Raw genomic sequence first — 12,827 nt, forward strand, 5'->3', positions numbered from 1 at the left:
TGCCGCAGAATTGCGATAATTCTTGGCAAGCCGTCAAACCTTTGTCGCCAAACAGCGGTCATCTGCTACCATAGTCGCAAAAGCATGCGACGGGAGGGAATGGCATCATGGCCAGCGTGAAATCCGCAAGCAAGTCGAAGAAAAAGGCCACGGCAGCGACGAAAACGGAGGAAAGACCAGCCAGGCTTGCCGACTATCTGCTCGCCCGCGCGCCGGCTGAAGACATCGCAACCTACGAAGCGGCCGATCTCGAACGCGCAGCCGATCTCGCCGGCCAGGCAGTCGCCAGCCACAAAAAGGGCGAGTGCGTCGTTGCCGTCGATGCCGATTCGGGCGTTGTCCGCGAGGGTCGCCCGGTGACGATCATCACCGTCGTCAATGACAACATGCCGTTCCTGTTCGATTCCATCCTCGGCGAGATCACCGAGAGCGCCGGCGAGCCGACCCTGGTCACCCACCCGGTGATCACCGTGCGCCACGGCAAGACAGGCGTCGATGAAATCCTCGGCGACGGCAATTTCGCCAAGGACGACGGCAATCACGACCGGCTGAGCGTCATCCATGTCCACATCCCGCGGCTGACCGCCGAACAGGCGACCGGCTTGACCGAGCGGCTGCGCAAGATGCTCGGCCAGGTTCATGCTGCCGTCCATGATTGGAGGCCGATGCTGGCCCGCCTCGACCAGGCGATCTCGGAGTTCCGCTATACCGCGGTGCCGCTCGACAAGAAGAGCGTTGCCGAAGCGATCGCCTTCCTGGAATGGCTGCGCGACGACAATTTCACCTTCCTCGGCATGCGCGAATTCAAATACACCGGCGGCGAGGAAAGCGGTACGCTGGAGCGCGCCGACAAGCCCGGTCTTGGCATCCTGGCCGATCCCGACGTGCTGGTCCTGAGGCGCGGCACGGAGGCCGTGACGACAACGCCGGAGATCCGCGCCTTCCTACACGGGCCGGAGCCGCTGATCGTCACCAAGGCCAATGCCAAGTCTTCCGTGCACCGCCGCATCTATCTCGATTACATCGGCGTCAAGACCTACACTCCCAAGGGCACGCTGGCGGGCGAATTGCGCATCGTCGGCCTGTTCACCTCGACCGCCTACACGCGCTCGGTGATGAAGATCCCCTATCTCCGGTCGAAGGCCGAAACCATCATCGCCAAGTCCGGCTTCGACCGGCACGACCACTCCGGCAAGGCGCTGATCAACGTTTTGGAGAGCTATCCGCGCGACGAATTGTTCCAGGTGCCTGTGCCGATCCTGAGGAAGCATGCCGCCGCCATTCTCGGCCTGGTCGAGCGGCCGCGCGTTCGGGCGCTGGTGCGCGCCGACCAGTTCGACCGCTTCGTCTCGATCCTCGTCTTCGTGCCGCGCGACCGCTACGACAGCGTGGTGCGCGAGAAGATCGGCAGCTATCTCAAGACCGTGTTCGAAGGCCGGCTGTCGGCCTATTACCCAGCCTTCCCCGAAGGCGGGCTGGCGCGTGTGCACTTCATCATCGGCCGTTCCGGCGGCAAGACGCCAAAGGTCGAGCAAGCGACGATCGAGGCGGCGATCCGCGACATCGTGCGCACCTGGGAGGATGCTCTTTCCGATGCGGCGGACGCCACTGGAGGCGACCAGGGGTTAAAGGCAATTGCCGCGCGGCTGCCGGAAAGCTACCGCGATTCGTTCAGCGCGGCGGTGGCGCTGGCCGATGCCGGGCGCATTGCCAGGATCAGCGCCGGCAATCCGATCGCCATCGACTATTATCGTGATGTTGAGCAGAAGCCGCATCAGGCGTCGTTGAAGATCTATCACCACGGCAGCCCGGTGGCGCTGTCGCGGCGGGTGCCGGTGCTCGAAAACATCGGCTTCCGCGTCATCAGCGAGCGCACTTTCGAGGTCGACGACGACCAGTCCGGTATGGTCTTCATCCACGACATGGAATTGGAGAACAGCTACGGCAAGCCGATCGACCTTGGCGATGGCGGCGCGCTGTTCGAGGACGCGTTCCTGTCCGTCTGGCGCGGCGACGTGGACAATGACGGCTATAACGGCCTCGCCCAGACCGCCGGCCTGTGGTCGGGCGAGATCACCATCCTGCGCGCCTATGGCCGCTATCTGCAGCAGGTCGGCATTCCGCAGAGCCAGGATTTCATCGCCGCCGCGCTCAACCGCTATCCCGACATCGCGCGGGGCCTGCATGCGCTGTTCATCGCCCGGCTTGGCCCGACAGCCGAGACCGAAGGCGTGGTGGCGGCGAAGCACCTCAAGGCCAAGATCAAGGATGCGCTGGAAGATGTGCCGAACATCGATGACGACACCATCATCCGCCGCTACCTCAATCTGATCGAAGCGTCGCTGCGCACCAATCATTTCGTTGCCGATACGAAAGAGAAAGGCCAGTCGCTGGCGATCAAGCTCGATTCGCATGCGGTCGAGGGACTGCCGGCGCCGCGGCCGTGGCGGGAGATCTTCGTCTATGGCTCCGAGGTCGAGGGGCTGCATCTGCGCTTTGGCCCGGTGGCGCGTGGCGGCCTGCGCTGGTCGGACCGCGCCCAGGACTACCGCACCGAGGTGCTCGGCCTGGTCAAGGCGCAACAGGTCAAGAACGCCGTCATCGTGCCGGTCGGCGCCAAGGGCGGCTTCTTTCCCAAGCGCCTGCCGGTGGGCGGCAGCCGCGACGCGATCTTCGAGGCCGGCACGTCGGCCTACAAGAACTTTGTCTCCAGCCTGCTGTCGATCACCGACAATATCGGCCTCGACGGTGTCATCCCGCCGGCCGGCGTCGTGCGCCGCGACCCGGACGATCCGTATTTCGTCGTTGCCGCCGACAAGGGCACGGCGACCTTCTCCGACACAGCCAACGCGATCAGCGAGAAGCACGGCTTCTGGCTCGACGATGCCTTCGCCAGCGGCGGGTCGGCCGGCTACGACCACAAGAAGATGGGCATCACCGCCAAGGGCGCCTGGGAAGCGGTCAAGCGGCATTTCCGTGAGATCAACCGCGACATCCAGACCTCGTCGTTCACCGTCGTCGGTGTCGGCGACATGTCTGGCGACGTGTTCGGCAACGGCATGCTGTTGTCGCCGAAGACCCGGCTGATCGCCGCCTTCGACCATCGCGACATCTTCATCGATCCCGATCCCGACATGACCGCTTCGATGGCCGAGCGCGAGCGCATGTTCGCCCTGCCGCGTTCGAGCTGGCAGGACTACGACAAGACGAAACTGTCGGAAGGCGGCATCATCGTGTCGCGCAACCAGAAGTCGATCACCTTGCCGGCGGCGGCGGCGGCGGCGATCGGCCTCAGCAAGACGACCGCCACGCCGGTCGAGATCATGAGCGCCATCCTCAAGGCGCCGGTCGACCTTTTGTGGTTCGGCGGCATCGGCACGTATTTGAGGGCATCCAGCGAAACCAACGCCGAGGTCGGCGACCGCGCCAATGATGCCATCCGCATCACCGCGCTCGACGTGCGCGCCAAGGTGATCGGCGAGGGCGCCAATCTCGGCGTGACGCAGCGGGCGCGCATCGAGTTCGGCATGAATGGCGGCCGCTGCAATTCCGATGCCATCGACAATTCGGGCGGCGTCAACTGCTCCGACGTCGAGGTCAACATCAAGATCGCGCTGGCGTCCGCCATGCGCAAGGGATCGTTGACTCGCCCGGCGCGCAACAAGCTGCTGGCCGAAATGACTGGCGAGGTTGGCGGACTGGTGCTGTCCAACAATTACGAACAGACGCTGGCGCTTTCGATCGCCCGCAAGCGCGGCCTCGCCGACATCGCGCATCAGAGCCGCTTCATGACGGCGCTGGAGGCACGCGGCCTGCTCGATCGCGTGGTCGAGACACTGCCGTCGCCGGCAGCACTCGCCGAGCGCGAAGCGCGCGGTGAGCCGCTGACCAGGGCCGAGCTCGGCGTGTTGCTCGCCTATGCCAAGATCGTGCTGTTTTCCGATATCGTCGCCAGCGACGTGCCGGACGACGCGCATTTCGATCGCGACCTGATGGGCTATTTCCCGGACCGGATGGCGAAGAAATACGCCGCCGAGATCCACGGCCACCGGCTGCGTCGTGAGATCATCGCCCGAGTCGTCGCCAATGACCTGGTCAATCGCGGCGGCCCGTCCTTCGTCAACCGCCTGCAGGAGGCGACCGGCCGCACCGCCGCCGCGGTGGTGCGGACCTTCGCCGTGGTGCGCGACGGCTTTGCGCTGCCGGCGCTCTATCGCGAGATCGACGCGCTCGACAACCTGATCGATGGCCAGGTGCAGCTCGATCTCTACCAGGCGGTCAGCCGGCTGATCTACGTGACCAGCGGCTGGTATCTCAAGAACGATGCCGGCACGGCACCGCTTGGCCTGCGCATCGCCGAACTGCAGGACGCACGCAAGGCACTGGAGCCCAAGATCGTTTCGCTGCTGCCGGCCTTTTCGCGCGAGCGGATCGAGGAGAAGCGGCACGGGCTGTTCAAGAGCGGCGCGCCGGAAAGGCTGGCCGAGCAATTGGCGCTGAGCGAGGTGGCGGAACTCATCCCCGACATTGCGCTCACGGCCCGCACGGCCAATGCCGACATCGTCGCCGCGGCCAAGGCGTTCTTCGCGGTCAGCGATGCCTTCCGCATCCCGCGTGTCGAAGACGCGGCGCGCTCGATCACGCCCTCCGACTACTACGATCAGCTGGCGCTGTCGCGCGCCACCGACACGATCGGTGCGGCACGGCGCGGCATTGCGGTCGCGGCACTCACCGGTCATGCAAAGGCAGCCGATCCGGTGGCGGCCTGGCTGGAAGCCGGCGGCGAGCGGGTGGCACGCATCCGCGAGCGGCTGCAGGCGCTGACCGAAGGCGGCGACATCACCGTGTCGCGGCTGTCGGTAGCGTCCGGGTTGATGAGCGATCTGACGGGGATGTAAGGCCTCGCAAGCTTGGAGTCTTCGCCCCCGCCAGAGCGGGGGAGAGGTGGCCGAGAAGCGATCGGAGAGGGGGCTTCGTAGGGTGAAGCCCTTCCTTGAACGATTACCTGAACCATGGGACGGCGCATTTCCCCGCCTCCGTCTCGGCTTCGCCGGGGCGAGGAAGCCAACGGCAATGAGGGGCGGCGCCATGCTTGTTCGTTTGCGCCGTCATGAAAAACATGCAGACATGGCGCGCGATGCGCCGCGCGGATGCTGGGAGGGGACATGACCGAGGTAACAGTGCAGCGTGCGTCTGGGCGCGGCATCTGGGGATGGATGTTCTTCGACTGGGCGGCGCAGCCGTTCTTCACCGTCGTCACCACCTTCATCTTCGGCCCCTATTTCGTTTCGCGCATGGCGAGCGATCCCAATACCGGCCAGGCGGTCTGGGGCTATGGCATCGCCGCTGCAGGGCTGGTCATCGCCGTGCTGTCGCCGATCCTCGGCTCGATCGCCGATCAAACCGGACCGCGCAAACCATGGATCGCGTTTTTCGCCGCGATCAAGATCACCAGCCTTTGCCTGTTGTGGTTCGCCGCCCCCGGCTCGAACCTGTTCCTCATCGTGGCCTTGTTCTCGCTGGCGTCGGTGGCGGCGGAATTCTCGACCGTGTTCAACGATTCGATGATGCCGCGGCTGGTGCCGAAAAGCGAAATCGGCCGGATTTCCAACATTGCCTGGGGCCTCGGCTATCTCGGCGGCATGATCGCGCTGATCTTCGTCGTTACCTGCCTGGCCGGCTCGCCGGAGACCGGCAAGACGATCATCGGCATCGACCCGCTGTTCGGGCTCGACCCGAAGCTCGGCGAGGACGCGCGGGCAACGGGGCCGCTGTCGGCGGGCTGGTACTTCCTGTTCATCCTGCCGATGTTCTTCTTCACGCCGGATGCGATCAAGGGAATTCCGATCGGGCCGGCGGTGCGCGAAGGCCTGTCGGAACTGAAATCGACGCTGGCCGAGGTGCGCCAGCGTGGCGGCATCTTCCGCTTCCTCGTCGCCCGCATGATCTATCAGGATGGCGTCAACGCGCTGCTGGCGCTGGGCGGAACCTTTGCGGCGGCGATGTTCCACTGGTCGATCACCGAGATCGGCATGTTCGGCATCATCCTCAATGTCGTCGCCATCTTCGGCTGCTGGGTCGCGGCGCGCCTCGACACCGCGCTCGGCTCGAAGGCGGTGGTGATGATTGCGCTGGTGATGCTGTCGATCGCCACGATCGGCGTCGTTTCGACTGGTCCGGGCTTCACGTTGCTCGGCCTGATACAGCTTTCGACCGTCGATTCAGGCGGCCTGTTCGGCACGGCCGCCGAAAAGGCCTACATCATGTATGGCCTGTTGATCGGCCTGGCCTTCGGGCCGGTGCAGGCGTCGTCACGCTCCTACATGGCGCGCAGCGTCACGGCGGCAGAATCCGGCCGCTATTTCGGCATCTACGCGCTGGCCGGACGGGCGACCAGTTTCCTGGCGCCGTTCATGGTGGCGACCATCACCGCCGTCAGCGACTCGGCGCGGCTCGGCATGGCCGTGATCATCCTGTTCCTGGCCATCGGAATGGCGATCCTGATCAGGACGCCCTATCCGGCGGACCAGCCGGTGGAGTGAGAGACGTTCGATAATTCTACTCCGCTGGCCGCCTGACGCGGTTTTCTGCGCTTCCGGTGCTCACGGACTTGAATGTCCGCTCCGCTCCGGTTCTCGAAACCCACGCCATCCGACTCAGCGGAGCGAATTCTCGGAACGCCTCTATGCCGGAGCTAATGCCGGAAGTGTCTCACGCCGGTAAACACCATGGCGATGCCGTGTTCGTCGGCGGCGGCGATGACGTCCTTGTCGTTCATCGAGCCGCCGGGCTGGATGACGGCGGTGGCGCCGGCTCCGATCGCCGCCAGCAATCCGTCGGCGAAGGGGAAGAAGGCGTCGGAGGCGACGACCGAACCCCTGGTCAGCGGTTCGGCAAGGCCTGCAGCCTCGGCCGCGTCGAGCGCCTTGCGGGCGGCGATGCGTGAGGAATCGACGCGGCTCATCTGGCCGGCCCCGATGCCGACGGTGGCGCCATCCCTGACGTAGACGATGGCGTTGGACTTGACGTGCTTGGCGATGCGGAAGGCGAATTTGAGGTCGGCCATTTCGGCCGGTGTCGGTGCGCGCTTGGTCACCACCTTCAGCTCGAGGTCGTCGACCACGGCATTGTCCCTGCCTTGGACGAGCATGCCACCGGCGACGGATTTGACCGACGTGCCAAGCGTGCGCGGGTCCGGCAGGCCGCCGGTGACCAAGAGACGCAGGTTTTTCTTCGCCGCGACGATTGCCGCTGCCTCGTCAGTCGCGTCGGGCGCGATGATCACTTCGGTAAAGGTCTTGACGATCTCCTCCGCGGCCTCGGCATCGAGGATGCGATTCACAGCGACGATGCCGCCGAAGGCCGAGACGGGATCGCAGGCGAGCGCCTTGGCGTAGGCTGCCTTCAGCGAAGTGCCTTCGGCGACGCCGCACGGGTTGGCGTGCTTGATGATGGCGACCGCGGCCGAGCGACCGGGATCGAATTCGCCGACCAGTTCGAAAGCGGCGTCGGTGTCGTTGATGTTGTTGTAGGACAGCTGCTTGCCTTGCAGCTGGCGCGCCGTGGCGACGCCCGGCCGCTTGTCGCCATTGACGTAGAAGCCGGCGCTCTGGTGCGGGTTCTCGCCGTAGCGCATCACCTCGACCAGCCTGCCGCCAAAGGCGCGCCATGTCGGATGTTCGATCTCGAGCGCCTCGGCGAACCAGCCGGAGATCGCGGCGTCATAGCTGGCGGTGCGGGCAAAGGCCTTGGCCGCCAGCTTCTTGCGGAAATCCAGCGACAGCGAGCCGATGTTCATCTCCAGCGCGTTCAGCACCGAGGCGTAGTCGCCGGGGTCGGTGACGATGGCGACATAGGCATGGTTCTTGGCCGAGGCGCGGATCATCGCCGGGCCGCCAATGTCGATGTTCTCGACGATCGCGGCATAGTCGGCGCCGGAGCGGCGGACTTCCTCGAACGGATAGAGATTGGAGACGACCAGATCGATCGGCTCGATGCCGTATTTGCGCATCGCAGCCGAATGCTCCGGGTCGTCGCGCACGCCGAGCAGCGCGCCATGCACCGCCGGATGCAAGGTCTTGACGCGGCCATCCATGATCTCGGGAAAACCGGTGAGCTCGGAGACGTCGCGCACCGCGAGGCCTGCCTCGGCTATCGCCTTTGCCGTGCCGCCGGTCGAGACCAGCTCGACGCCGGCCGAGGCCAACGCCCTGGCGAAATCGATCAGGCCGGTCTTGTCGAAGACCGAGAGCAGGGCGCGACGCACGGCAACGAGGTCTGGTGCGGGAATGTTCTTGGCGGCGACGGCCATGGGCTGGCGGCCTTTCACGGCTGGTGTGGTGGATGCCCGCGCCGTAGCACATGACATCGGGAAATCAAACCGGAAGCGCTGGTTGGCTCTTTGTTTTGCCGCATGATGTTCCGAAAAGTCTGTAACTTTCGGCCTCATGCTCGAGGCAGATACGGTCAGTTGTTTTCCGGGTAACCGGCGATGCTGGTACGCGTCAGCTGCCAGTGGACTTCGGCGACTTCAGAGGCCTTGAAGGCAAGCACGATCTGGCGGCTGCGGCGCGGGCCGCCAAGACCGGCGAAATAGATCGATTCCTCGACCTCCGGCACCACTTCGCTGGAGGTGAACACCCAGGTGTCGGCCTGATCGCCGGCCAGGACCAGTCGATCGTGCTCGTCCTGTAGCAGGTTGATGTCGGGATGGACGTGGAAGCGTATGGTGACGAAGTCGCGGCCGTTGTTGCGGATTTCCGCATTGCCGGGCCGCAGGAAGCGGTCCCTGCCGGCCAGCACGTTGCCGTTCGCCGACAAACTCAGCTCGCGCTCATGCAGGAAGCCGAAGCGCGGGACATAGCCGTCATGGCGGGCGATAAAACCCTGAGCGCCCTTCTGGTCGGTGCGCTTGCACTGCACCTGCTGCGGGCCGCCGATCAGCGGCGAGCCGAGGAGGTCGTTGACGCGCAGCGAATGGCTGAAACGCGCCGACGAGGTGTCGTTGATGGTGGCGGTCGAGTGCGCCGCGGTGGCGCGCGCCAGCGGCCGGAACTCGGCGGCGCCGTAGGTGTCGATGCCGGCGTTGACGATGTAATGCTGGCGGCCGGACGACAGTTCGAAGGCCAGGCAGCTGGCATGTGCGGCGTTGGACACGTCGATCGGCGGCGGCAGGCCGGTGTCGGCGATAATCGTAGCGCCGCCCATCGACAGGCGCTCATAGCCGGAATGCGGCGCATGCAGCAGCGGCGCGCCGGCGGTATCGTCGTGACGCAGGATGGTGGCGATGCGGTCATGGATGGTGGCGCCCATGCCGTTGAAGCGGGCGAGGCTGCCGTCCTGGTGGCGGAAGAAGCGCAGCGCCGGCAGCATGCGGTCGATGGCGCCGATGAGGGCCTGCGGCGGCGTTTCCGCCTGGTTGGCATAGGTCTGGCGCAGCGGCAAAAGGTCGGCGAGGATTTCCAGGACGGCCATCGGATTGCGCGAAATGTGACCGCCGTCGGCAAGGATCTGGCGGTCGAGTTCGTCTGCAAGGTTGCGGGTCGCGCCGCGCAGCGCTGATGCTGGCGCCGGCAGCGACAGGGCGGCGAAGGCGAGCGCGATGCGGGCGCGCAGCCTGTCCTTGCCGTCAGGCATTTCGCGCGCCATCGACCTGAGGTAGCGGATCTGGATGGCGAGCGATTTCAGGAAGGCGCGGTAGAAGGGGAACTCGGCGCCCTGCAGCACGACAGAGGAGTGCTGCAGCCAGGCGATGATGCGCTTGGCTGTGGTTCCGGACTCCCAGGCGATACCGGAAATATGGCTGCCGTGCATGGCGAGCCAGTCGGAGACCAGGGCGCGGGCGTTGGCGGCGGCGAGCTCAGTGCCGGCGGCCCGCATGTGGCGCAGCCAGCGAAAGCCATGCAGCGTCTTCTGCCAGCCATGGTTGGGCACGTTGATCTGGAAAGGCGACTTGCCGCCGGTCTCGACCAGATGCCCCGACAAGGGATAGCGGCCATAGTAGATCTCGAGCGCGATTTGCGGGTCGGCGAGGCGCAGGTCCGGCGGTGCGATCAGCACACGTTCCGGCGTGCGTCCGGAATAGCGCCAGCGATAGATCGGCCCGGCACGCAGGCGCCGGCGCGTTTTGCGCCAGAACTCCCTCGCGACAAGCGTCCATAGACGCGTCGTGCTGCTGGCAGCGAGTGCCAAAACCCCTCCTGATCGTCCTCTACCCCGGCGCAAGTTTACATGATTGCATGACTCGTGCGAAGGCGAATTCCATCGGACGGCCCCGGCTCACCCGGTTTTGCTCCCGACTCTCCCTGAAAAAGTCAGTAAATCCGGTCGGTTAAAATCCTTAGCCGGCTCTACGCATGCGCGCGGCGAAGAAGCCATCGAGACCCGAGCGTTCCGGCGCGCCGAGGTCCATATCGGCGGGCGTGGTGCGCAGCATGCCCTGCGGCGTCAGGAATGGATCGATGCCGGCGATCTCGCCTTGTCGCAGCGGATCGTTGGCTACTCCCGCTGTGCCGGCCAGAAAGGCGCTATAGAGGTCTTCGCCCTCGAGCGGGTCGAGCGAGCAGTTGGAAAAGACGATCCTGCCGCCGGGTTTTACCAGCGTGACGGCGCGGGCGAGCAACCTCCGTTGCAGGTCGGCCAGCTTCTCGACGTCGGCCGCCGTCTTTGTCCACGGCACGTCGGGATGCCGCCGCACCGTGCCGGTCGACGAGCAGGGGGCGTCGAGGAGCACGGCGTCGAACAGCTCTTCCGGCTGGTATTTGAGCAGGTCGGCCTGGACGATGTCGGCCGACAGGCCGAGACGTTCAAGGTTTTGCGTCAGCCGCGCCAGCCGGTTCTTCGAGGTGTCGACGGCGGTGACGTTGGCGCCAGCGAGAATCAACTGAGCGGTCTTGCCGCCGGGGGCGGCGCAGAGATCGGCGACGCGCAAGCCTCTGACATCGCCGAACAGCCGCGCCGGCAGGCTGGCCGCGGCGTCCTGGACCCACCAGGCGCCCTCGGTGAAGCCGGGCAATTCGATGACGGCATTGGCAAGCTTCTCCACCCGAATTGTGCCGGTCGGCAGGACGATGCCGCCGAGCTTTTCGGCCCACAGCTTTGGGTCGGTCTTGACCGAGAAATCGACTGGCGCCTCGTGCCGATGGGCGGCGAGGATCAGCCTGGCCTGCTCGGATCCATAGGCGGTTTTCAGCCGATCGGAGAACCATTTCGGCGCTTCGTCGGTGGCGGCAAGGGCAGCAGGCAGCTCCGTTTCCTTGGCGCGCGCCAGGGTGCGCAGCACGCCATTGACCAAGCCGGAAAAGCGCAGCGTGCGCGGATCGGACTTGGCGTGGGTCACGGCCAGGTCGACGGCGGCGCTGTCGGGAATGTCGAGGAACAGGATCTGTGCGGCCGCGACATGCAATATGTGCGACAGCGCGGTGGCGTTGGGCGGCAGCGGCTTCTCGAGCCGGCGGGCGAGCAGCCCCGTGATGGTCATACGATAGCGCAGCGCTGTAACCAGGATGGCGCGGACCAGGCTACGGTCGCGCAGGTCGAGCGCCTTGTATTGCGGGTGGCCGTTCTCGTGGTCGGTCAGTCCGTCGAGCGGCGTCCTGGCGTCGATGACGGCGGCAAGCAGGCGCGCCGCCGCCTTGCGGGCGGCGAGACCGGCAACGAAGTCGCCGCCGTTCTTGTGTTCCTGATCGCCTGAAACGGTGCGCCGAGGTCCTCTGTCCGACACGCTCACGACCACCGGCCTTTGGGCCCGGTCGGATTGCGCCCCCACGGACCGGGCTTCGGCTTGGCCGGTTCTGCCGGCTGCTCGGGCCGTGCTGACTGGTCCCACGGGCCCGATGGCCGCTGTTCGTCTGCCTGCGGCATCGGCGCCTGGCGTGGTGCAACCCCTGTGCCGCCGCTTTCCATCTCGCGCGCCATCGCTTGCAGGGCGGCGATGCGGTTCTCGGTGCTGGGGTGGGTGGAAAACAGACTGTCCATGCGCTCGCCGGAAAGAGGATTGATGATGAAGAGATGCGCCATCGCGGGATTGCGCTCGGCATCGGGGTTGGGAATGCGTTCGGCGCCGCGGGCGATCTTGTCAAGGGCCGACGCCAGCCAGAGCGGGTGTCCACAGATTTCGGCGCCGCGCCGGTCGGCCTCGTATTCGCGGGTGCGGCTGACCGCCATCTGCACGACCATCGCCGCGAAGGGCGCGACGATCATCGCCGCCAGCACGCCGACAAAGCCAAACGGATTGTTGTTGCGATTGCCGCCGAGGAAGAAGGCGAAATTGCCAAGCATCGAGATGGCGCCGGCAAAGGTGGCGACGATCGTCATGGTCAGCGTGTCGCGATGCTGCACATGGGCGAGTTCGTGGGCCATCACCGCGGCGACTTCCTCATGGCTCAGCCGCTGTAGCAGGCCGGTGGAGGCGGCAACGGCGGCGTTCTGCGGGTTGCGGCCGGTGGCGAAGGCGTTCGGCTGCGGATTGTCGATCAGATAGGTCTTCGGCATCGGCAGGCCGGCCTGTTGGGCCAGTGACTGAACGATGGCGTAATATTCGGGCGCGTTCTTTTCGTCGACCTCGACGGCGCGGTTCATCGACAGCACCATCTTGTCGGCGTTCCAGTAGCTGAACAGATTGGTGCCGGCCGCAATCAGCAGGGCGATCATCATGCCGCCGGTTCCGCCGATCAAAAAGCCGACGCCCATGAACAGCGCCGTCATTGCGGCAAGAAGCATGGCGGTGCGAAGTGTGTTCATCGTCTGCTCCTGTCCAACTGATCGTGAAGGGGGGTCGATCCCTGTGGGCTCATCGCTATATGATGGGAAATGCCAGTCCCCGTTTC

The 12,827-nt window shown here is 65.4% G+C and carries 6 protein-coding genes; 2 read left to right on the forward strand and 4 right to left on the reverse strand.

Going from position 1 to position 12,827, the window contains the following annotated elements:
• The first annotated feature begins 107 nt into the window (after window positions 1–107).
• Together AC1RZR_RS07040 and AC1RZR_RS07045 are read left to right on the forward strand one after the other, a co-directional pair.
• Window positions 108–4,898, forward strand: a complete 4,791-nt coding sequence (locus tag AC1RZR_RS07040) for an NAD-glutamate dehydrogenase (RefSeq protein ID WP_481828075.1) — start codon at window positions 108–110, stop codon at window positions 4,896–4,898.
• Between the two features lie 267 nt (window positions 4,899–5,165).
• Window positions 5,166–6,542: an MFS transporter gene (locus tag AC1RZR_RS07045; protein ID WP_481828076.1), complete on the forward strand. Its 1,377-nt coding sequence runs from the start codon at window positions 5,166–5,168 to the stop codon at window positions 6,540–6,542.
• Window positions 6,543–6,694: 152 nt separating this feature from the next.
• Here the strand turns inward: AC1RZR_RS07045 and purH are convergent, their stop codons facing one another.
• The 4 genes from purH to htpX form a co-directional block, all read right to left on the reverse strand.
• Window positions 6,695–8,311 carry a bifunctional phosphoribosylaminoimidazolecarboxamide formyltransferase/IMP cyclohydrolase gene (gene purH / locus AC1RZR_RS07050; RefSeq protein ID WP_477269028.1) on the reverse strand — a complete coding sequence of 539 codons (1,617 nt, stop codon included), beginning with the start codon at window positions 8,309–8,311 and terminating at the stop codon, window positions 6,695–6,697.
• A gap of 155 nt (window positions 8,312–8,466) precedes the next feature.
• Complete coding sequence (locus AC1RZR_RS07055) at window positions 8,467–10,191, reverse strand: heparinase II/III family protein (protein ID WP_481828077.1); 1,725 nt, start codon at window positions 10,189–10,191, stop codon at window positions 8,467–8,469.
• A gap of 148 nt (window positions 10,192–10,339) precedes the next feature.
• Window positions 10,340–11,728 carry an RsmB/NOP family class I SAM-dependent RNA methyltransferase gene (locus tag AC1RZR_RS07060; RefSeq protein ID WP_481828078.1) on the reverse strand — a complete coding sequence of 463 codons (1,389 nt, stop codon included), beginning with the start codon at window positions 11,726–11,728 and terminating at the stop codon, window positions 10,340–10,342.
• Window positions 11,725–12,741: a zinc metalloprotease HtpX gene (gene htpX / locus AC1RZR_RS07065; RefSeq protein ID WP_481828079.1), complete on the reverse strand. Its 1,017-nt coding sequence runs from the start codon at window positions 12,739–12,741 to the stop codon at window positions 11,725–11,727. The genes AC1RZR_RS07060 and htpX overlap by 4 nt, the downstream gene beginning before the upstream one ends.
• Window positions 12,742–12,827: the final 86 nt, after the last annotated feature.

The sequence above is a fragment of the Mesorhizobium bavaricum genome, assembly GCF_056781655.1.